This is a genomic window from Actinomyces glycerinitolerans (assembly GCF_900098745.1).
Lineage (GTDB): Bacteria > Actinomycetota > Actinomycetes > Actinomycetales > Actinomycetaceae > Actinomyces > Actinomyces glycerinitolerans.
Window position 1 is genome coordinate 196,896 of record NZ_FQTT01000014.1, and the last position, 21,198, is coordinate 218,093.

The following is a 21,198-nucleotide window of genomic DNA, read 5'->3' on the forward strand; positions in this document are numbered from 1 at the left end:
TCCAGTGGACATGGTCACGCCAAACCGGGCGCGAGGGGAGCGGAGAACGCGGAGAACGGAGGGAATTGCGCATTGGGCACCTCAGGGTCGGAACGGTCGGGACCGGACATAGGACCCTGCAATGGATACGCAGCGGCGCCTGCCGTCCGGTCTCCGGAGACGCACTCACGGTAACGCCGGCATACGACACGATTGTCCGGCGCTTGTGGATAACCCCGTGCTCAGGTGTCTGTCGCCCGGCCTGTGGAAAGACGGCGCAATCCTGGGCGCTCGTGCGATGCTTGCCCCAGCGCCCGCGCGTCGTCGCCCGAAGAAGGAGCTTCCGTGACCACCCCAACGACCGGCTCAAATCCCGACTCCCACTCCGACGTCCCCGTAGACGCCGAGCCCGCCGTCACGCTCTACCCGCAGGACGACGGCCCCACCCTGGGGGCCACCTCAGCCCCCGTGATCGAGGTCGACGGCCGCCTGTTCAAGGACCTGGCCCGCACCGGGACGCTGCTGCCCTACGAGGACTGGCGGCTGCCCGCCGCCGCGCGCGCCGCCGACCTCGCCTCCCGGATGAGCCTGGAGGCGATCGCCGGGCTCATGCTCTACTCGCCCCACCAGCCGGTCCCCAACCCCGGCGTCGGCCCCTTCGCCGGCACCTACGGCGGCCGCCCCTACCCGGAGGCCGGCGTGCCCGCCTGGGCACTGACCGACCAGCAGCGCGCCATGCTCACCGCCGACCACGTCCGTCACGTGCTCGTCTTCACCCTCCAGGATGCGGATACCGCCGCCCGCTGGAACAACGCCATGCAGGCGCTCGCGGAGTCCGAACCGCTGGGCATCCCGGTGAACACCTCAACCGACCCGCGCAACGGTGCCGCGGAGGCCTCCGGCGCCGAGTTCGCCACCTCCGCCGCCGATGTGTCCCGCTGGCCGGAGGGATTGGGCATGGCCGCCCTGTTCGAGCCCGACCGGGTGGCCGAGTACGCCGCCATCATCTCCCGCGAGTACCGGGCCCTGGGCATCACCACGGCGCTCGGCCCCCAGATCGACATCGCCACCGACCCCCGCTGGATGCGGCTGCAGGACACCTGGGGGCCGCACTCCGGCCTGGTGGCCGACTACACCCGCGCCTACTGCGACGGCATGCAGACCACTCCCGACGGCACCGGCGCCGCCTTCGGCCTGACTCCGGGCCACGCCGACCTGCCGCCGACGGCCGTCTCCTACGCCGACCCCGGCTGGGGCGGCGCGTCGGTGTCAACCATGGTCAAGCACTGGCCCGGCGGCGGCACCGGTGAGGGCGGCCGCGACGCCCACTACGGATTCGGCAAGTTCGCCGTCTACCCCGGCGGCAACGAGTCCGAACACCTGCGCTCCTTCGACGCCGCCTTCCACCTGGACGGCCCCACCGGATCGGCAGGCGCCGTCATGCCCTATTACACGATCTCCTGGCATTACCGCACCCCCGACGGGAAGGTGCTCAACGGCGAAGGCGCTCCGACGCCGCCGCGGGCCAACGCCTACAACCGCGCCATCGTCCACGACCTGCTGCGCGAGGGCCACGGCTTCGACGGCGTGGTGTGCACCGACTGGGGCATCACCGCCGATCCCGACCCGGAGATCGACCACTTCGGTCAGCGCTGCTACGGCGTGGAGGACCTGGATGTGGCGGGCCGCCACCAGCTGGCCATCGACAACGGCGTGGACCAGTTCGGCGGCAACAGTGAGGCCGCCCCGATCATCGAGGCCTACCGCCGTATCGTCGCCCGCGACGGCGAGGCCACGGCCCGCGCCCGCTTCGAGGCCTCTGCCTCGCGCCTGCTGCGGGTCTTCTTCCGCGCCGGACTGTTTGAGAACCCCTACCTCGACCCGGCCGGATCCACCGCCGTCGTCGGCTGCGAGCCCTTCACCGCCGCCGCCCGCGCCGCCCAGCGTGACAGCCTGGTGCTGCTCAAGAACCGTCGCGCCGTAGCCGTTTCCGACGACGCCGCAGACGATGCCGCGCCCGTGCTGCCGCTGGGCACCGACGTGCGCCGCGTGTGGGTGCCCACGCGTCATGTGGAAGCCCAGCCCGGCTTCATGCGCGGCGGCGAGCCCGCCCGGGACATCGACCCCTTCGACGCCGCCGCCTCGCCCTACATGCGGGCCGACACCCCGCAGGAGGCCGACGCCGCCGTCGTCTTCATCGAGTCGCCCCTTTCCAACCCGTACTCGACGGCGGACCGTGACGCCGGCGGCAACGGCTACCTGCCGCTCACGCTCCAGTACCGCCCCTACACCGCCGCCACGGCCCGCCCCCGCTCCCTGGCCGCCGGCGACTTCCGTGAAACCGGGGACCGCGCCTACCGCGGCAAGACCAACCGGGCCGCCAACGCCACCGACTTGGATGCGGTCATCACCGCCCGCGAGTCGATGGGGGACCGGCCCGTCGTCGTGGTGGTGCGCATGCACAACCCGGCCGTGCTGGCCGAGCTTGAGCCCTACGCAGACGCCATCGTGGTGGACTTCGGCGTGCAGCAGCGGGCCGTGTGGGAGCTGCTGGCCGGCGATTTCGAGCCCAGGGGGCTGCTGCCGATCACGCTGCCGGCATCCATGGAGGCCGTCGAGGCGCACTGCGAGGACCTGCCCTTCGACTACGCGGCCTACACCGACGCCGCCGGGCACGCCTACGCCTTCGGGTTCGGCCTGAACTGGTCCGGCGTCATTGATGACGTGCGCACCCGCCGCTACCGGAACCGGTAGGCTCTCACCATGCTGCTGAACCGCATCGACCTGCGTGACTCGAACCTGACCGCCGGGGAACTGGCGGCGGCCCTGCCGCGTGCCGACCAGGATGTCGCCGCCGCGCTGGTGGCCGTGGCTCCCACCATCGCCGACGTGCGTGAGCGTGGCGCCGCCGCGCTGCGAGACGCCGCGGAGCGCTTCGACCACGTGCGTCCGGCCCACCTGCGGGTGCCCGCGTCGGCCCTGCAGGCGGCCCTGGACGGGCTGGACCCGCAGGTGCGCGATGCCCTGGAACTGGCCATCGCCCACAACCGTGCCGGGCACGTCGCCCAGCTGCCAGTCGAGCGCGACACCGAGATCATCCCGGGAGGGCACGTCATCCAGCGCTGGATCCCCGTACGCCGGGTGGGCCTGTACGCACCCGGCGGCCTGGCCGTCTACCCCAGCTCCGTGGTGATGAACGCGGTCGCCGCGCAGGTGGCGGGTGTGGAGCAGATCGCCCTGGCCTCCCCGCCCCAGGCGGATTTCGACGGCCTGCCCCACCCCACCGTGCTCGCGGCCTGTGCGCTGCTGGGCATCACCGAGGTCTATGCGGTAGGCGGTGCCCAGGCCATCGCCATGTTCGCCTACGGCGCCGAGGCGGCCGACGACGTCGATCGCGCCGACTCCCTGGCCGGCGGCGGCGACGGGCGCATCCTGTGCGAGCCGGTCGACGTCGTGGCCGGGCCCGGAAACGTGTATGTGGCCGCCGCCAAGCGGGCGGTGCGCGGCGCCGTCGGCATCGACGCCGAGGCCGGCCCCACCGAGATCGCCATCGTCGCCGACTCCGGCGCCAACCCGGAATACGTCGCCGCCGACCTGCTCTCGCAGGCCGAGCACGACCCTAACGCCGGCTCGGTGCTGATCACCGATTCTCCCGCCCTGGCCGACGCCGTGGACACCGCGCTGGCCCGTCGCCTGGACGCCACCCGTCACCGGGAGCGCGCCCACACCGCCTTGACCGGCAGGCAGTCGGCGATCGTCGTGGTGCGGGATTTGGAGCAGGCAATTGCCGTCGCGGACGCCTACGCGGCCGAGCACCTGGAGATCCAGACGGTCGACGCCGCCGCCGTCGCCCGCCGTATTCACAACGCGGGCGCCATCTTCGTCGGCCCCTACTCGCCGGTCCCGTTGGGCGACTACCTGGCCGGCTCCAACCACGTCCTGCCCACCGGTGGCACCGCCCGCTTCGCCGCCGGACTGAACGTCATGGCCTACCTCAAGCCGGTTCAACTCATCAACTACGACGCCGATGCACTGGCCGCGATGACCGCGCCGCTGACCGCGCTGGCCGAGTCCGAGAACCTGCCCGCACACAGTGAGGCGGCCCGCGCCCGGCGGTGCTGAATTAGTGATGTTGAATTGAGGGTTCTAAATTGGCGGACACCAATTCAGGTTTCGCTTGCATGAATCCAGGTTGCCTCATTCAACGGGGTGACTAGCAAATAGGAGATGCCGCACATCTGTGGTATTGGTGAGCGTTCGCGACGGTATTCCCGGCTGAACTGTGTTATCTTGTTCAGGTAAGTACACGAGGTCAACCTGACATCGCTTGTGTGCTGCTCCCTGGTCCCTGTCCCTGAATGAGTTAGCATGCCCTTTCTACTGTTTGCGCCCGGTGTGGGCTGCTCGGATTCCGGCGGGTTTCCTGGAGGATTGCAAGTCCTCGCCCGTGTGTCGCTCGATTTGTCGGGCTTCGGTTTCCTGGTGATCGCCCTGTTGTTTCTTGCTCTCAATCTTTACGGATCCCTCGCGTACCGCCGAGCCCGCGTTGCCGACGCGACCGGGGCGCCGACAACGCAGACCCCCGAAGGCATCGGCCAACCCCGCGAGCCGGGAGCGGCTGCGGCATGAGTCGGGATCAGTTCAGTCGGGTCATCGCCAACGAAGGCCTCGCGGCCGCTCTGGACGCGGTCGGATTCTGGGCCGCCGTCTGCATGGTGGTGGCGGCGCTGACCTACATGCTGGTGCTGGCGTGTGGTGCCTATACCCTGGCCGGGAGGCGCAGGCGCGCCGGGCAACGGGAGCGCATGTCACCGCCGTTACCGCATCCGGTTGGAACACCACTGCAGATCGTGGTGCTGATGCCCTGCCTCAACGAGGCCGCAGTGATCGGGCCATCGGTGGCGCGTCTGCTGGAGGACCCCAATCCGGCGCTGCACGTCCTGGTGGTTGACGACGGGTCGGATGATGCGACGAGCGAGATCGTGAGCACCATCGCCGACCCGCGCGTCGCGTTGCTGCGACGCGATCCGCCCAACGCCCGGCAAGGAAAGGGCGAGGCACTTAACCACGCTGTGGAGATCGTTCGTGAGCGATACCGGGACATCGATCCCGAGCACGTCATAGTCGGCGTAGTCGACGCCGACGGGCACCTCGACCCCACCGCCTGGGACGTGGTGCGCGGCGCCTTCCGCGACCAGACCGTGGGTGCCGTCCAGCTCGGCGTGCGCATCTCCAACCGCGGCGGTTCGTTGTTGGCCCGGATGCAGGACATCGAGTTTGTCACCTTCACGTCGATCTTTCAGCAGGGGCGCCGCCGCATGCGGAGCGTCGGCATGGGGGGAAACGCCCAGTTCGTGCGGCTGGCCGCGCTGAACGCGCTGGGAAGGAGTCCCTGGACGCGGTCCCTGACGGAAGACTTCGATCTGGGAATCCGGCTCAACGGCACCGGATGGATCAACGAGTTCAGGGGCGACGCCGCAGTGCATCAGGAGGGCGTCACCTCCCTGCGGCGGCTGATTCGCCAGCGCACCCGCTGGTTCCAGGGCAATCTGCAGGCCCGTTACCTGCTGGGCTTCATCGCCCGGCACCTACGGGGCCGCGCCCGTGCGGATACCCTGTGGCAGGTACTGAGTCCCTACCTGCTGCTCGTCGGCTCCCTGATGGTTGTCTCATTCCTGCTGATGCTGACGCTGTGCATTATCAATGTGATTCGTGGTGTGCCTCAGCAGTGGTCGTGGGTGCCCGGTACATATCTGCTGGCCTTCGGGCCGTCATACCTGTATGCCCTGGTGTACTGGCTGTATGCGCGCGAAGAGGACGCAGGGCCTGTGCGCTGCGTGGCATGGTGCCACGTCTTCGTGCTCTACGGCCTGCTCGCAGGAGTCTTCGGCTGGCGAGCGCTGGCGCGTGAGTTCTTGGGCAGGTCCGGCTGGGCCAAGACATCCCGTGAGGCGGAGCACGCTTCCGCACCCGAAGTAGTCACTCAGGAGGCCCAACCATGACCGACACCGCTGGAAGGTCTCGGCGACGCCGCCCGCGCAAGCTGTCCGCAGCGGTGTTAGCGATTGTTATGGCAGCGACCCTTACCGCTGCCGGGCTCGTCAGGGGTGAGGAAATGAACTGCACGGCCTGGGACCTGGTGTTCGACGGGTACGGCTCGGCGTCGTGCAGCGGCAAGACGGTGAGCCTTAGGCCTGCTTCCGCCTCCGCGGCGGACGAGACCCACGCGGGACTGGCCGTCTCACGCGAAGTCAGCGTGGCCCCGGGACGGGTCACGACCTTCGAGGCGAATATGTTCACCCGCAGGCAGCTCCGGCGGGGCAGCACCCCAAATCCGTGGGAGGTCGCCTGGCTGATATGGAGCTATCAGGACAATGACCATTTCTATGCGCTCGTGCTCAAACCCAACGGGTGGGAGGTGTCCAAACAGAATCCCGCCTACCCCGGCAAACAGCAGTTCCTGGCCTCCGGCAACACTCCACGCTTCGCCGTCGGTCGGGAGCACCACGTGGACATCACCATTGACACCACCGCAAGCGGCAAAATGACCGCTGCCATCACGGTGGACGGCGAGCATCTGGTTTCCGTGACCGACACCGACTACCCCTACCGGTCCGGTACTGCGGCCGCCTACACCGAAGACGCCGACGTCGACGTGACGATCACGCCAACCAAGCCCTGAGCAGCTATTACCATCCGCAAGGCCAGTCTCATCCATACCCTTGAAACCCCTGAGGAGACACATGCAAAACACCTTGGCCACCACTGCGGCGGGTGCCCGCCCACGCGTGATGCTGGTGTACGGAACCCGGCCCGAGGCCATCAAGATGGCCCCACTGGTGCGCGCCCTGCAGCACGACGAGCGTTTCGAGCCGGTAGTCGTCGTCACCGGCCAGCATCGCGAAATGCTCGATCAGGTCAATGACTTCTTCGGCATCATCCCGAACGTGGATCTCGACATCCACCGCCCCGGCCAGAGCCTGACGCAGGTAACCGTGGGGACACTGGAGGGGGTGGAGCGCGCCATTGAGCAGCTCAGCCCCGATCTGTTGGCGGTCCAGGGAGACACCACCTCCGCATTCGCCGCCGGCTTGGCGGGGTTCTACCACCAGGTGCCGGTGGCGCATGTGGAGGCCGGGCTGCGCACCGGATCCATCGCCTCCCCATACCCCGAGGAGGCCAACCGGCGGCTGCTGACACGGGTTGCCTCCCTGCACCTGTGCCCTACCGCGCTTGCCCGCGAAAACCTGCTGCGGGAGAACACCGATCCCGCAGACGTCGTAGTCACCGGCAACACCGTCATTGATGCATTACTGGACGCCGTGGCCAGGCCGGTGCCGTTCACTGATCCCGCCCTGGCTGATGCCACGGCCGATACCAGTCGACGAGTGGTGCTGGTGACCGCGCACCGCCGTGAGTCATGGGGGTCGCCGATGCAGGCAATAGGTCGCGCGGTCGCCCGCGTGGCACGCGCGCACCCCGACGACCTCATCGTGCTGCCCGCCCACCGCAACCCCAAGGTGCGGGCGGCAATCCTGCCGCATATCGAGGGATTGGACAATGTGGTCGTCACCGAGCCGCTTGAATATGGGCAGTTCTGCACTCTCATGAACCGTGCCCACCTGGTGCTCACCGATTCCGGTGGTGTGCAGGAGGAGGCGCCGGCCCTGTCCAAGCCGGTCCTAGTCATGCGGGAGAACACCGAGCGCCCGGAGGCCGTCAGCTTCGGGGTGGCCCGACTCGTCGGCACCGACGAGGAGACGATTGTCGAAGCGGTCGGCACCCTGCTGGACGACGCCGATGCTCACGCGCGCATGGCGAATGCCGCCAACCCGTACGGCGATGGGCGGGCGTGCGCCCGCGTCATCGCCGCCATGGCAGCGTTGGCCGGTGTGGGCGAGCGTGTGTCGGACTTCACCCCTGAAAGAAACATTCCCATCACCAAGGAGAACTGAGTGCTTCCCAGATTCCTGAATCGGCGCCGCAGCACCGTCCTCGGCCTGATGCTGGTGGCAGCCCTGCTGGTACCAGCCACCACTGGCCCCGCCGTGACCGCCGTAGCGGCCGAGACCGAACCTGCCATAATCCCGGTCGACATCACCCAGGAGGCGGCGGTCGAGGCGCCGCCGGAGCCCGTGGCGGCCGCCGACCAGACTCTGCCGCTGGTGGCCGCAGGCGTCGTCGACGAGGCGGAGCTAGCCCGGCCGGTCAAGGCCGCCGACGCGGACGCCGAGATACGCGACCTGCCGGCCAACGTCGCCCTGCCGGCGTCGGCACGCACATTCTCAACCGAACAGGCCGGCCCGGCCCGCACTCTGGTGCTGTTCGACTCGACCGGTGAGTACGCGCACCTGGGCGAGTACTACGCTTTAGGCATGGGCATGCTGGCCTCTCACTCGGGCACGGTGACGGCCATGCCGGTGACCGACTATGTCGCCGGCCTGGCCGGCTCTTTCACGGCGGTCATCTATTCCGGATCCACTTATGACGAGCCGTTGCCCCGGGCCTTCATCGAGGACGTCCTCACCGGTGACGTGCCCGTGCTGTGGTCCGGCTTCAACATCTGGCAGCTGGCAGCCGACACCCAGGATCGCGCCACCTTCACCACCCGGTATGGCTGGGACGCGGCCAGTTCGTACATAGACTCCACCGACACTGTCACCAGCATCGCCTACAACGGGCAGAATCTAGCCCGCAACGCCCTCAACACCGGCGGCATCCTCGCCCCCCGGATCACCAACCCGGAGCAGGTCACAGTCCTGGGGGCCGCCAACTGCTCCGACGCGGCGGGCACGGCGACCGACTGCGCGTCCATTGCGCAGTCGACCGGCAGCTCCTTCCCGTGGGCACTGAAGTCCGGAAACCTCACCTACATCGGCGAGATCCCCCTGTCCTACCTCTCGGAGCGAGACCGCTACCTGGCCGCCGCAGACATCGTGCTCGACATCCTCCAACCCGGGGCGGCCACCATCCGGCAGGCGGCTGTACGCATCGAGGATGTCAGCCCCGCCACGACGGGCACTGAGCTGCGCACCATCGTCGACTACCTGGTCGGGGCGGGGGTCCCGTTCCAGATCGCCGTCGTGCCCGTGTACACCGACCCGGGCGGGGTCTACAACGACTCGGTCCCCGAAACCATCACCCTGGCGGACAATCCGGAATTGGTCGAAGTGCTTGCCTACGCCGTCGCCAATGGCGGCACTTTGATCCAGCACGGCACCTGCCACCAGTTCTCCGACTTGAGCAACCCGTACAACGCGGTGAGCACGGACGACTTCGAGTTCATCCGCTCCTGGTGCACCGACTCAAACGACAACACCGCGCCGGCGGTTGCCTGCGCCAACGACTCCTGGGTACAGATCGGCGGCGACCTGCCCGGCACCGGCACCGCCTGGGCCACCCAGCGGGTGCTGGAGGGCAGAGCCGTCTTCACCCAGGTCGGTCTGCCCGAGCCGACGGTATTCGAAACGCCCCACTACGCGGCCACGGCCGCCGCCTACAACGGCATTAATCAGGTCTATCAGGTGCGCTACGAGCGCGAGCTCCTGCACGCCGGCCTACTGACCGGCGGAACCGGCGGAAGCTTCGACTACTTCGGGCAGTTCTTCCCCTACGCCGTCAATGACCCCTACGGCAGCCATGTGCTGCCGGAGAACCTGGGCAATGTGGAACTGGAGTCCTACAACCAGCACCCGCCGCGCCTGCCCGCGGACATCGTGGCCGCGGCGCACGCGAACCTGGTGAACACCCACGCCACAGCCAGCTTCTTCTTCCACCCCTACTACGACGTCTCGCTCTTGCAGGAGATCGTCGAGGGCGTCCGCGCGGAGGGCTATACCTTCGTACCCGCCACCGAACTGAGATGACACGGACCGCAGATGACTGCCGGAGATGATGGCGTCCGCGACGGCCCCGGGAACCGCGACACCGACGGTTCCCGGGAGCCGGCGCGGCGGCCACCGCTGAGCCGGCGCCGCGTCATCGGCCTGTTCATAGCCGCCGCAGCCACCATTGTTGCGGCGGTCCTGGCGCGCGTGCGACAACTGGCGGCGCCCCGAGACCCCACCGCACCGACCGGCTCCACCTGGGGCACGGGCGGCCTGGTGTTGCTTGATATCGCCGGGGCCGACGGCGAGCTGCTGGACTTCGACGGTGTGCTGGAGGTGCAGACCAACGGGGGCGGCGAGGACGCTCGCGACGACGCCCTGCTCGACGCCGAAACGCTTGAACTCATCGAACTGGCGCCCCTGCAAAGGCACGCCGAGGCCAGCGCTGCTGTCCAACTGCCCGCAGGGCGCACCGCTTGCCTGAATCTGTCCTGGCCGACTAGTCACGGCTACTCGGCGCTGTTGGTGGACCTGCCCGGCCCCGGGCACTATGCCCTGGCCGAGCTCGCCGCCCGCGGCCTGCACGAGGCGCAGGAGGATGTCCAGACGCGGATGCGGGCCACCGGCAGTGAGGCGCGGGAGGTGGACGTGCTCCGCACCCGGACCGCCCGGGCCTTGCAGGAGTGCGATGCCGCGGCGGCCCCCGCCGAGCGCGCCATCAGTGCCAACTCCGCCCTGGAGGCGGCAACCGCGGCACAACTCGCTCAGGACGAGGCCGCCTCCGGGCTGGGGCCCGAAGACGCGATGTTGGGCGTGACTTTTACGGCTGCTCCTGCATCGGGACGGTCTGCACAGGCCGTGTCCCGCCTGGAAGGTGCGGGCCGGACGGTGCTGGTGCGGATCGTCGTCGAGGACACCGACGCGGTCGATGAGATGGACGGGTGGCGGCGGTGCGTCACCGAGCTGCACGAGGCAGGCGCCCAGGTCATGGTGCAGATCTGCGACTCCCAGGCACTCGTCGACTTTGACGAGGCCGCCTGGACGCGGCGGATCGCTGCGCTCATCGCCGCGTTCCCCGACGCCGACGCCTGGGAGATCGGCAACGAGCTCGCAGGGGAGTGGGCCGGCTCCGATGCCGTTGAACGGACCCTGCAGGCGGCCCGCGCCCTGGCTGCCGACCCGGCGACGGCCTCCGCCCCCCGGCTGCTCACCCTGTACTACCAGCTGGGGCAGGGCACGGCCACGGAGTCGGTCATGTCCTGGGCCGCGGCCAACCTGGGGGAGGAACTGACGGAGCTGACCGACGTCGTGGGGCTGTCCGTCTACCCGCAGTGGCACCCTCTGGGTTCCGGCGCCCGGCGCGTCCTGGACGCTCTGGGACGGGTGGTGGGCGACAAGCGCACGGCGCTGACCGAGCTCGGATACGGCGCGGAGGATCTGAACGACGGGCCGTGGTGGTTCGGCTCGCCCGACGACGTCGAGGCCGGCCGGGCAGCGGTTGCCCGGCATCTCACGGCCGCCGCGCTTGGACAACCTCGCGCTTGGGCTGCGCCGCTGTGGTGGTACTACCTTCAGGACGAGGGGGTGATTGCCCCCGACACGCAGGACGCGCCGGGCCTGTCGGGGCAGGAAGACGGCGAGGACGGCTCCGGCGCGGTGGCGCAGGACCTGGTTGAGGCGGCGCGCATCGAGGCCTCCGACTGACTCCGGATGCCGATGCCGGGTCGGGCACTAGCCCCCAATAGGGCCACCGAGGCGACGGCCCGACTCAGCGCTGTCCCAGAACCAGCGGGTGGACCGAGGCGGCGCCCGCCCGGCGCAGCAGCCGGGCAGCGACGGTGAGCGTCCAGCCGGAGTCGGTCCAGTCGTCCACCAGCACGACGGGGGTCCCCTTCAGGCGCGCCAGCGCGCGCGGGGACCAGTTCTCCAGCGTCAGGGACCCGGCGACCTCGGCCAGCCGGAAGGCGGACCCGACGTCGTGCCGCCCCGGCTCTCCGCGCACCCCGATGATCCCCAGCGGCACGGCCCCCAGGTGCCGGGCCACGGCATGCCCCAGGTGCCGCACGAGGTGTGGGCGCGTGCGTGAATCGACAATCACCACGGCCAACTCACCCCTGGGCGCGTCCGTGTCGCCCTGCGCGGATCGGGGTCCCAGCTCGGCGGCGAGCCGATCGGCGACCTCCAGCGCGGGAGTGCGCAGGGCAGGCGGCACCTCGCCGTCGCTGGGCGATTCGAACAACTCGCGTAGGGACGCGGACACCCCCAGCCCGTCCAGGCGGCCGACGGCGAGCCCCGGCGTCGGCCGGTCGTCGTCGGGGATGGTGCCCTTGAGCGCGGGCAGGCCCAGCCGATCCATGCCGCTCGGCCAGCGCCTGCGCGGCTCGAGCACAACGCCCACCCGGGCCAGCGCCCGGCGGGCGGCGGCCACCTCCTGCTCGCCCGGGGCGCGCGGAAGATCCAGCCCGCCGCACAGGTCGCAGGCGCCGCAGCGCCAATCCTCGGTGAGTTCGGGATCGTCGAGCACACCGCGCAGGAAGGCCATGCGACATGCCGGCTCCGCCAGCGCCTCGTAGCGCTCCATGAGCTCCTGCTCCGCGTCCCGCGCCGCCTCCACCCGCGCGTAGCGCGCCGAGTCGTAGCGCCAGGCGACACCGGTGGTCTCCCAGCCGCCGCGCACCCGCCGTACCGCGCCGTCGACGTCGAGCACCTTGAGCATCGACTCCAGACGCGCGCGCCGCAGCGGCACCACGGCCTCAAGGGCATTGGTGCTCAGCGGCCCGCCCGCCTCCTCCAGCGCGGCCAGCACCTCGCGCACCGCATCCTCGGGCGGGAAGCCCTGTGCGCCGAACCAATTCCAGATCGCGCGGTCCTCGGGCCCCGGCAGCAGGATCACCTCGGCACGCTCGACCCCGCGCCCCGCCCGGCCCACCTGTTGGTAGTAGGCCACCGGTGAACTCGGCGCCCCCATATGCACCACGAAGGCCAGGTCCGGCTTGTCGAAGCCCATGCCGAGCGCGCTGGTGGCCACCAGCGCCTTGATCCGGTTGTCCTTGAGCTCCTCCTCCAAGCGCTCCCGCTCCGCGGAATCCGTGCGCCCCGTGTAGGCGGCGACCTTCAATCCCGCCTCCTGCAACTGCGTGGCGACCTCGCCGGCCGCCGACACCGTCAGGCAGTACACGATTCCTGAGCCGGGTGTGTCCCGCAGGTAGTCGGTCAACCAGGCCAGGCGGCTGGCGGCATCCGGCAGGCGTCTCACCCCCAGGTGCAGGGAGTCGCGGGCGAGTGTCCCGCGCAGCACCAGCACCTCGTTCTCGGCTGCCGCACCGGCGGTCGCATTCCCCACCCCCGCCGGTGCGCCGAGCTGCTCGGCGACGTCGGCGCTGACTCGGGCATTCGCCGTCGCGGTGGTGGCCAGTACCGGCGTCCCCGGCGGCAGCTGCGCCAGCAGGGTACGAATACGTCGGTAGTCAGGGCGGAAGTCGTGTCCCCAGTCGGAGATGCAGTGCGCCTCGTCGATCACGACCAGCCCGGCGTCGGCCGCCAGCTGTGGCAGCACTCCATCCCGGAAGGTCGGGTTGTTGAGACGCTCGGGGGACACCAGCAGTACGTCCACCTCCCCGCGCCGCACCTGCGCCTCGATCTCGGGCCACTGCGGGGCATTGACCGAGTTCATGGTCACGGCCCGGATGCCGGCGCGTCGGGCGGCCGCCACCTGGTCGCGCATCAGTGCCAGCAGCGGGGACACGATCACCGTGGCGCCGGCGCCCGTGCGGGCGCCGGCGGAGGGGATGGGAGCGCCCGGGCGCCAGTCGGCCCAGCCCTCACGCAACAGCACGGTGGCCACGAAGTAGACGGCGGACTTACCCCAGCCGGTCCGTTGCACCACCAGCGCCCGCCGCCGCTGCACCACCAGTGCCTCAATGGCGCGCCACTGGTCCGTGCGCAGGTGCGCGTCTGTCCGGCCGACCAGGTCGCGCAGCACCGCCTCGGCGCGCTCGCGGAGCGGCGTGGTTCCGGAGACGGGTGCGGACGGGGATGCGGCGGGCGTTCTGGTCGAGACTGGCCGGATCATGGTCCCCACGCTAACCCGTCGCCCGCCGGCGGGGCCGTGCTCGCCACCGCCGGGAGGTTGTCTGCTGCAGGCGGGACAGTGTCGGAGAGAGGCATGTGACGCACATCCTACAGGCTCCTGTAGGATATCCCTTGCAGGGTTCGACAGGTACCTGTAACGTGATCCTCGTCAGAATCCAACAGGTACCCGTCAGATCGGGTATCCATACTACAGGAGGAATTGTCATGGATGACATCCGCACCAATCTGCATGAGCGGCTCCGCCGCTTCCAGTGGCTGAGCCGGCGTGACCACGCGAGCCGCCGCGCCGCGCACGGCCGCTTCGCCGACACCAGCCGCGGTCAGGGGCGGGTCCTCGCGGCCCTGCGCCTGTCCAGCCCGATCCCCACCAAGGACCTGGCCTTCCTGCTCGGCGTGCGCCAGCAGTCGCTCAATGAACTGCTCAAGAAGCTGGAAGTCGACGGCCTCGTCGAGCGCGTACCCAGCGAGGAGGACCGCCGCATCATGCTGGTTCGACTCACGGACGCCGGCCGCGACGCGGAGATCGGCTCCCGCGACGAGGAGGACATTCTCGCCAGTCTGGATGATGAGGAGGCCGTCGCCTTCACCGCGACACTCGACAAGCTCATCGCCGCGCTGGAGACCAAGCTCGGGGTCGACGCCGATGAAGACGCCGAGGACTGGATGCGCGGCGCCCGCAAGCGTCTGGGGGAAGAGCGCTTCGAGAAGATGATGCGCATGCGCGAGCAGGGCTTCGGCCCGGGCTTCGGGCCGGCCCCGTTCGAAGAGCCGGGCCGCGGCCGGCGCGGCGGGCACCGGGGCCATGGCGGGCATCACGGCGCTCCAGCGCGCCCGTCGGCCGAGGAACTCACCGAATCGGAAGAGCGCCGGTTCCGGCGCTCCATGCGCACACACGGGCGGGAAGCACACGGCGGGCAGACCGGCGCGCGCTCGCACCGGCAGGGCCGTGGACGGCACTGACACGCCGACGGAGCCGACAGGGCGAGAAGTCTTGATAGGGTGTGCACACACCATCCAGAGCGGCTGAGAGACCTGGCTCGTCGACGCCGCAGCAACCACGCCGTCGGCATGCGTCCGGCGGTGCGGTGCTCCCGCCAGGACCGATGGAAGGACCTGAAATGGCCAAGCAAATCCGCACCACCCATGTCGGCTCCCTGCCCCGCACCGAGGCACTGCTGGAGGCGAATGCCGCGCACGCGGCCGGCACGCTCGACGACGCCGGACTCGCGGCGGTCGTCGCCGAGCAGACCGACGCCGTCGTCGCCCGGCAGGCCGAGATCGGCCTGACGATCGTCAACGACGGCGAATACGGGCACGCCATGACCGAGAAGGTCGACTACGGCGCCTGGTGGTCATACTCCTTCACCCGCTTCAGCGGCCTGGAGCTACTCGACCAGCTGCCCGAGCGCAAGCCCACGCCGGCCGGCAAACTCGAACTCGACGCCATGACCGACCGCCGCGACTGGGTCGCCTACGCCGACGCCTACGCCGACCCCACCTCCGGCATCCACCTGGCCACACGCAGGCCCTGGGTGTTCCCGGTGGTCACCGGCGAGATCCGCTACACCGGTCAGGACATCGTCGCCCGCGACATCGCCGCACTCAAGCACGGGCTTGAGAGGGCCGGCAAGCCGCTGAGCGAGGGCTTCGTTGCCTCCATCAGCCCGGCGTCGGCGGCTCGCGTGGGCAACTACTACTACGAGGACGACGAGGCCGCCGTCTGGGCCTGGGCGGACGCCCTGCGCGAGGAGTACCGGGCGATCACCGACGCCGGACTCACGGTCCAGATCGACGCCCCCGACCTGGCCGAGTCCTGGGACCAGTTCATCACCGAACCGCCCCTGGAGGACTACCGCCGCTTCTCCGCCGTGCGCATCGAGGCCCTCAACCACGCCCTGGAGGGCATCGACCCCGCCCAGGTGCGCTACCACGTGTGCTGGGGCTCCTGGCACGGGCCGCACTCCACCGACCTCGGCTTCGACAAGATCGTGGACCTGGCGCTGTCCGTGAACGCCAACGGATTGAGCTTCGAGGCTGCGAACGTCCGCCACGAGCACGAGTGGAAGATCTGGCAGGACACCTCCCTGCCCGACGGCAAGTACCTGATCCCGGGCGTCGTCTCCCACGCCACCAACGTGCTGGAGCACCCCGAATTGGTGGCCGACCGCATCGAGCGCTTCGCTCGGCTGGTCGGACCCGAGCGCGTGGTCGCCTCCACCGACTGCGGCCTGGGCGGACGCGTGCATGCTCACATCGCCTGGTCCAAGCTCGCCTCCCTGACCGAGGGCGCCCGGCTGGCCTCCGCGCGTCTGTGAGCGCCCTCCCAGCCGCTGCGCTCTAGGGTGCGGCCGTGGAGATACTCGTCATCGCGGTCGCGGGCCTGCTCGTCATCGCCGCCGGCAACCAACTCGCCCCCAGGGTCGGCGTAGCCTCCCCGCTACTGCTGCTAGCCCTGGGGGCGGGTGTCGGTTTCCTGCCGTTCGTCTCGGCGATCGAGCTGGATCCCGACATCGTCCTCGAAGTGGTGCTGCCGCCGCTGCTGTTCTCCACCGCGGTGTCCATGCCCGTGATGGACTTCCGGCGCGAACTGCGCGCCGTCGCGGCGCTCGCGGTCGGACTGGTCGCCGTCAGCGCCACCATCATCGGCTTGGTGGTGCACGCCGTAATGCCCACGATCGCCCTGCCCTGGGCGATCGCCCTGGGGGCGGTGCTGAGCCCCACCGACGCCGTCGCCATCACCGTCGCCCGCGGCTCGGGCGTCTCCCAGCGGATCATCACCATCCTGGAGGGGGAGGGGCTGTTCAACGACGCCACCGCCCTGATCCTGCTGTCCTCCGCCACGGCCGCGGGCATTGCTCACAGCGCCGACGCCCTGCAGCCGGCCGCGCTCGTCTCCGGCTTCCTCACCTCGCTGGCCCTCGCCCTGGCCATCGGCTGGGCGGTGGGGGAGGGCAGCATCCGGGTCCGCTCCCGCATCACCAACCCGACGGCGGACACGGTCGTGTCCTTCACCATCCCCTTCCTGGCGTCCCTGCCCACAGACTATCTGGGCGGTTCCGGGCTGGTCGCCGCCGTCGTCGCCGGCCTGGTCATCTCCTTCCGCAGGCCGCGACTGCTGCCACCCGCCCACCGGCAGACCGCCCAGCAGAACTGGCGCACCATTGAGCTGATTCTGGAAGGCGGCATCTTCCTGTTCATGGGGCTGCAGGCATACGGGATCGTCCAGGACGTGGTCGACGGCGGCTTCGGCCTGCGCGCCGCCGTGCTTCTGGCAGCCGGAACCGGCGCCCTGGCCGTCCTGGTGCGGGTGGCCTTCGTGGCGCCGCTGCTGGTCTGGCTGCGTCGCGTGCGTCGCCGCCACCGCCAGCATCTGGAGGAGGAGCGCCAGCGGCTGGAGCGCTTTGAGACGCGCTTGGAGCAGGCACGTGACATCGACGACGAGCTGTTGGCCAAACACGGCCTGTCCGCGGAGCAGTGGCACCAGGCGGTCACCGGTTGGCGCGACCGGCTGGAGCGCGGCCAACGGCGTCAGCGGCGCCGGGGAGCCGACCTGGACTACTTCACCGCCGATCCTCTCGGGCCACGTGAGGGGGCGGTGATCGTGTGGGCGGGCATGCGCGGCGCCGTAACCCTGGCCGCCGCCCAGACCCTTCCCCTAACCACACCCAACCGGCCGTTCCTGCTGCTGGTGGCCTTACTGGTCGCCAGTGGGTCACTGGTCATCCAGGGACTCACACTCGGCGGTGTCATCCGGCTGGTTCGCCCGCGCATGGCCTCTCGCACCGCCGATGATGCCGAGCGCGAGCGGTTGCTCCGGTTACTGGGCGACGCCGCCACCAGCCGACATGCCGACGCGCTCACCCCCGCCGAGGCGCGCGAACTCGCCATCGAGACCATCCGTGTGCAGCGCCATGCCCTGCTCGATGCCCGCGATGAGGGTCTGTTCTCCTCCAGCAGCCTGGAGTATGCGCTCGAACGCTTGGACGCCAAGGAGATCCTGCTGACCACCGCGGAATAAGACGCGTGCCGGGACCGGGCGGACTCCGCGTAGACTCGGCCCGTGACCGTTCTCCCGCTGCGGCCAGATCTACACGGCTGCGAACCCTACGGCGCCCCCGAGCTGGACGTGCCGGTGCGCCTCAACGTCAACGAGAACCCCTACGCGCCCAGCCCGGCAGTGGTGGCAGACATCGCCGCGGCCGCCGGGCGGGCGGCGGCCGGCCTCAACCGCTACCCGGACCGCGACTTCCCCGATTTGCGCGCCGCCCTGGCCGACTACCTGGCCGCCGAGTCCGGCGTGCGCCTGGACTGGCAGCAGATCTGGGCCGCCAACGGCTCCAATGAGGTCATGACACATGTGCTGCAGGCCTTCGGCGGGCCCGGACGCACCTGCCTGTCCTTCACCCCCACCTACTCCATGTACCCCGAGTACGCCCGCGACACCTTCACCCGCTACGTCACCGGGCCACGGCGGGAGGACTTCACCGTCGACGTCGACGCCGTCGCCGCGGCCATCGCGCGCGAGCACCCGGCCGTGGTCATCCTAGCCAGCCCCAACAACCCCACCGGCACCGCCCTGCCGCTCGACGACGTGGTTGCCATCCTCGAGGCCGCCCGCGGCCAAGGCCCCGTCGACGCGGCGGCAGGCGACGACGGCGCCACCGACTGCGTGGTGGTGATCGACGAGGCCTACGCGGAGTTCCGCCGCCCCGGTGTGCCCAGCGCACTGGAGCTGCTGGAGCGCACCGACGGCGATGGCGCCCCCCGCTACCCGCACCTGGCCGTCACTCGCACCATGAGCAAGGCCTTCGGCATGGCCGGGCTGCGGTTGGGATATCTGGCCGCCTGCCAGCAGCTGGTGGACGCGCTGCGCATCGTGCGCCTGCCCTACCACCTGTCCGCGCTCACTCAGGCCGCCGCCCTCGCTGCTCTGGATCACCGGGACGAGCTCATGAGTCAGGTCGCCTCCCTGCGCGACGAACGCGACCGCCTGGTGAGCTGGCTGCGCGCACAGGGCTGGACCGCCTACGACTCCGATTCCAACTTCGTCCTGTTCGGGCCCTTCACCGACCGGCGGGCGGTGTGGCAGGGGCTGCTCGACCGCGGCGTCCTGATCCGGGTCGTCGGCCCGGAGGGGTACCTTCGGGTCTGCGTCGGCACGCCGGCAGAGATGGCCGACTTCCGTACCGCCCTCACTGCCGTCACCAGCGACGGCCCGCACCAACCGGACCGCAACGGCCAGAACCTGGAGGAGAATCCCGCATGAACCGCACCGCCCGCATTGAACGCAGCACCAGCGAGTCCTCCGTCGTGGTCGAGCTGAATCTGGACGGCACCGGCAGGACCGACATCTCCACCACCGTTCCCTTCTACGACCACATGCTCACCGCCCTGGGCAAGCACTCCCTGATCGACTTGACGGTGCACGCCTCCGGCGACACCGACATCGACGTGCACCACACCGTGGAGGACACCGCCATCTGTATCGGCGAGGCCCTGAAGACCGCCCTGGGGGACAAGCGCGGCATCCGCCGCTTCGGCGACGCCCTCGTGCCCCTGGACGAGGCCCTGGCCCAGGCCGTCGTCGACATCTCCGGCCGCCCCTACCTGGTGCACGACGGCGAGTCCGAGGCCTTCGTGCACCACCTGATCGGGGGGCACTTCACGGGCTCCATGGTCCGCCACTGCCTGGAGGCGATCGCCTACCACGCCGGCATCTGCCTGCACGTGCGCGTCATCTCCGGGCGCGACCCCCACCACATCGCCGAGGCCGAGTTCAAGGCCCTGGCCCGCGCCCTGCGGACCGCCGTCGAACCCGACCCCCGCGTGGACGGCATCCCCTCGACCAAAGGCGCTTTGTGATGCGTGACGACCACTCCGACGACTCCGCCGGCCGCCGCGACGACGAACCCGATATCGACGCCGAGTTCGCCGCCATGATGGAGGGTCTGAACCTGCCCGCCGACCTCTCGGACGCTCCGGAGGACACCGGCCCGGTTTCGCCCCACGACGTGCCGCACAACACCTACGGTCCCGCCGACGCGGACCGCCCCAACGCGGTCAAGATCGCCGTCGTACTCACGCCCCTGGCCAGCGCGGAGGCCCTGGCCGCACTGTGCGCCGCCGGCGGCCTGGACTGCACGGTGGTGCCCTCCTCCTCAGGCGCCATCGCCGTCAAGGAATTCGTCTCTGCGCACGCGGAGTGGGACATCACCGAGCTGCTGGGCGGCGCCGAGACCGAGCCCGCCGAAGCCGCCGAGCTTGCCGCCGCGCTGTCACGCCTGAGCCGTGTCGGCGTGGTGCTCATGACCGCCGACCTGGCCACCGACGTCGGTACCGAGGCGGGACTGTCGGGCACCATCACGGCCCGCCGATACCAGCACGGCCAGGCGGGGGAGGAGACCAGTGCTGGGCTGCTGCTGGCCTCCGCCGACCAGACCCTTGAGGACATTCTGCTCGGCGCCCTCCGCGCGGAGGAGGCACCGGGCGCCCTCAAAACCAGCGAGGTCAAGCCCGGCCGCATGATGCGCTGGCTGGGCCGCGGGATGCGTCCGCGCGGAGGCGACCAGGGCCGGGGTGACCCGTCCGGGAACTGACATGGAGGCCGCGGCCCCCACGGGTGTAGGTAGTGTGGGCCCCGTGAGGCAACCACACGTCGTCGTCCTGTCCTACGGAAGCGGAAACGTGCGCTCGGCCGTGCGCGCCCTGGAGCGCGTGGGCGCCACCACCGAGCTGACCGCGGATCCGGACGCGGTGGCCAACGCCGACGGGCTCGTCGTGCCCGGCGTCGGCGCCTTCGCCGCCGTCATGGAGCAGTTGCGCGCCGTCGATACCCCCCGGCTGATTGACCGGCGGCTGGCCGGCGGACGACCCGTGCTGGGCATCTGCGTGGGCATGCAGGTCATGTTCGAGGCCTCCACCGAGCACGCCGCGGGCTCCGAAGCAGTCCCTGGACTGGCGCAGTGGCCCGGCACCGTTTCCCGCCTGCAGGCGGACATCGTCCCCCACATGGGATGGAGCCAGGTGCGCCCACCCGCCGGCACGGTCCTGTTCGACGGGTTGTTCGACGCCTCCGGGTCTGAACGCTTCTACTTCGTGCACTCCTACGCCGCCAAGACGGACCCGGCCACGCTGCTCGGACCCGGTCACACCTCCCCGCCCCGTGCCACCTGGGCCACCCACGGCGAGGACTTCGTAGCCGCCGTCGAGAACGGGGCGCTCAGTGCCACGCAGTTCCACCCCGAGAAGTCCGGGGACGCCGGGGCGCAGTTGCTGCGCAACTGGCTGACCACCCTCTGAA

16 protein-coding genes and 1 riboswitch are annotated in these 21,198 nt (G+C 70.1%); of the genes, 15 read left to right on the forward strand and 1 reads right to left on the reverse strand.

Annotated features, from left to right (window positions below; translation table 11 throughout):
- Positions 1-324 precede the first annotated feature (324 nt).
- From ACGLYG10_RS13635 to ACGLYG10_RS13665, 8 genes are all read left to right on the forward strand, one after another.
- Positions 325-2,733 (forward strand): glycoside hydrolase family 3 N-terminal domain-containing protein, encoded by a 2,409-nt coding sequence (locus tag ACGLYG10_RS13635; protein ID WP_083565925.1) that lies wholly within the window; start codon positions 325-327, stop codon positions 2,731-2,733.
- A 12-nt stretch (positions 2,734-2,745) separates the two neighbouring features.
- Positions 2,746-4,101 carry a histidinol dehydrogenase gene (gene hisD, locus ACGLYG10_RS13640; RefSeq protein ID WP_073333284.1) on the forward strand — a complete coding sequence of 452 codons (1,356 nt, stop codon included), beginning with the start codon at positions 2,746-2,748 and terminating at the stop codon, positions 4,099-4,101.
- Positions 4,102-4,347: 246 nt separating this feature from the next.
- Entirely contained in the window at positions 4,348-4,608 is a 261-nt protein-coding gene (locus tag ACGLYG10_RS16060; RefSeq protein WP_139240999.1) for a hypothetical protein, read from the forward strand.
- Positions 4,605-5,981, forward strand: a complete 1,377-nt coding sequence (locus tag ACGLYG10_RS13645) for a glycosyltransferase (protein ID WP_073333126.1) — start codon at positions 4,605-4,607, stop codon at positions 5,979-5,981. Before ACGLYG10_RS16060 ends, ACGLYG10_RS13645 begins: the two co-directional genes overlap by 4 nt.
- The gene (locus tag ACGLYG10_RS13650) at positions 5,978-6,661 is read left to right on the forward strand and encodes a hypothetical protein (protein ID WP_073333129.1); all 684 of its coding nucleotides are present in this window, start codon (positions 5,978-5,980) and stop codon (positions 6,659-6,661) included. Before ACGLYG10_RS13645 ends, ACGLYG10_RS13650 begins: the two co-directional genes overlap by 4 nt.
- A 61-nt stretch (positions 6,662-6,722) precedes the next feature.
- The gene (gene wecB, locus ACGLYG10_RS13655) at positions 6,723-7,934 is read left to right on the forward strand and encodes a non-hydrolyzing UDP-N-acetylglucosamine 2-epimerase (RefSeq protein ID WP_234415871.1); all 1,212 of its coding nucleotides are present in this window, start codon (positions 6,723-6,725) and stop codon (positions 7,932-7,934) included.
- Positions 7,935-9,845: a DUF2334 domain-containing protein gene (locus ACGLYG10_RS13660; RefSeq protein WP_348520453.1), complete on the forward strand. Its 1,911-nt coding sequence runs from the start codon at positions 7,935-7,937 to the stop codon at positions 9,843-9,845.
- Positions 9,846-9,857: 12 nt separating this feature from the next.
- Entirely contained in the window at positions 9,858-11,510 is a 1,653-nt protein-coding gene (locus ACGLYG10_RS13665; RefSeq protein WP_073333131.1) for a hypothetical protein, read from the forward strand.
- Positions 11,511-11,574: 64 nt separating this feature from the next.
- On the opposite strand, the gene ACGLYG10_RS13670 is transcribed toward ACGLYG10_RS13665, so the two are convergent.
- Entirely contained in the window at positions 11,575-13,878 is a 2,304-nt protein-coding gene (locus tag ACGLYG10_RS13670; RefSeq protein WP_073333133.1) for a RecQ family ATP-dependent DNA helicase, read from the reverse strand.
- Between the two features lie 224 nt (positions 13,879-14,102).
- Between ACGLYG10_RS13670 and ACGLYG10_RS13675 the strand changes: the two genes are divergently transcribed.
- From ACGLYG10_RS13675 to hisH, 7 genes are all read left to right on the forward strand, one after another.
- The gene (locus ACGLYG10_RS13675; RefSeq protein ID WP_073333136.1) at positions 14,103-14,858 is read left to right on the forward strand and encodes a MarR family winged helix-turn-helix transcriptional regulator; all 756 of its coding nucleotides are present in this window, start codon (positions 14,103-14,105) and stop codon (positions 14,856-14,858) included.
- A 47-nt stretch (positions 14,859-14,905) separates the two neighbouring features.
- Positions 14,906-15,008: riboswitch (SAM riboswitch) on the forward strand.
- Between the two features lie 8 nt (positions 15,009-15,016).
- Positions 15,017-16,213 (forward strand): cobalamin-independent methionine synthase II family protein, encoded by a 1,197-nt coding sequence (locus ACGLYG10_RS13680; RefSeq protein WP_073333138.1) that lies wholly within the window; start codon positions 15,017-15,019, stop codon positions 16,211-16,213.
- Positions 16,214-16,248: 35 nt separating this feature from the next.
- Positions 16,249-17,916, forward strand: a complete 1,668-nt coding sequence (locus ACGLYG10_RS13685) for a cation:proton antiporter (protein WP_073333141.1) — start codon at positions 16,249-16,251, stop codon at positions 17,914-17,916.
- 42 nt (positions 17,917-17,958) lie between these two features.
- Entirely contained in the window at positions 17,959-19,164 is a 1,206-nt protein-coding gene (locus tag ACGLYG10_RS13690) for a histidinol-phosphate transaminase (RefSeq protein ID WP_073333144.1), read from the forward strand.
- Positions 19,161-19,760 (forward strand): imidazoleglycerol-phosphate dehydratase HisB, encoded by a 600-nt coding sequence (gene hisB / locus ACGLYG10_RS13695; RefSeq protein WP_073333146.1) that lies wholly within the window; start codon positions 19,161-19,163, stop codon positions 19,758-19,760. The genes ACGLYG10_RS13690 and hisB overlap by 4 nt, the downstream gene beginning before the upstream one ends.
- Positions 19,760-20,494 carry a hypothetical protein gene (locus tag ACGLYG10_RS13700; RefSeq protein WP_073333149.1) on the forward strand — a complete coding sequence of 245 codons (735 nt, stop codon included), beginning with the start codon at positions 19,760-19,762 and terminating at the stop codon, positions 20,492-20,494. The genes hisB and ACGLYG10_RS13700 overlap by 1 nt, the downstream gene beginning before the upstream one ends.
- Position 20,495: 1 nt before the next feature.
- The gene (gene hisH, locus ACGLYG10_RS13705) at positions 20,496-21,197 is read left to right on the forward strand and encodes an imidazole glycerol phosphate synthase subunit HisH (protein WP_432416232.1); all 702 of its coding nucleotides are present in this window, start codon (positions 20,496-20,498) and stop codon (positions 21,195-21,197) included.
- Position 21,198 lies beyond the last annotated feature (1 nt).

Coding starts and splice junctions, on each gene's coding strand:
- ACGLYG10_RS16060 (WP_139240999.1), top strand. CDS start 4,348: ATGCCCTTTCTACTGTTTGCGCCCGGTGTGGGCTGCTCGGATTCCGGC.
- ACGLYG10_RS13645 (WP_073333126.1), top strand. CDS start 4,605: ATGAGTCGGGATCAGTTCAGTCGGGTCATCGCCAACGAAGGCCTCGCG.
- ACGLYG10_RS13650 (WP_073333129.1), top strand. CDS start 5,978: ATGACCGACACCGCTGGAAGGTCTCGGCGACGCCGCCCGCGCAAGCTG.
- wecB (WP_234415871.1), top strand. CDS start 6,723: ATGCAAAACACCTTGGCCACCACTGCGGCGGGTGCCCGCCCACGCGTG.
- ACGLYG10_RS13665 (WP_073333131.1), top strand. CDS start 9,858: ATGACTGCCGGAGATGATGGCGTCCGCGACGGCCCCGGGAACCGCGAC.
- ACGLYG10_RS13670 (WP_073333133.1), bottom strand. CDS start 13,878: ATGATCCGGCCAGTCTCGACCAGAACGCCCGCCGCATCCCCGTCCGCA.
- ACGLYG10_RS13675 (WP_073333136.1), top strand. CDS start 14,103: ATGGATGACATCCGCACCAATCTGCATGAGCGGCTCCGCCGCTTCCAG.
- ACGLYG10_RS13680 (WP_073333138.1), top strand. CDS start 15,017: ATGGCCAAGCAAATCCGCACCACCCATGTCGGCTCCCTGCCCCGCACC.
- hisB (WP_073333146.1), top strand. CDS start 19,161: ATGAACCGCACCGCCCGCATTGAACGCAGCACCAGCGAGTCCTCCGTC.
- ACGLYG10_RS13700 (WP_073333149.1), top strand. CDS start 19,760: ATGCGTGACGACCACTCCGACGACTCCGCCGGCCGCCGCGACGACGAA.
- hisH (WP_432416232.1), top strand. CDS start 20,496: ATGGAGGCCGCGGCCCCCACGGGTGTAGGTAGTGTGGGCCCCGTGAGG.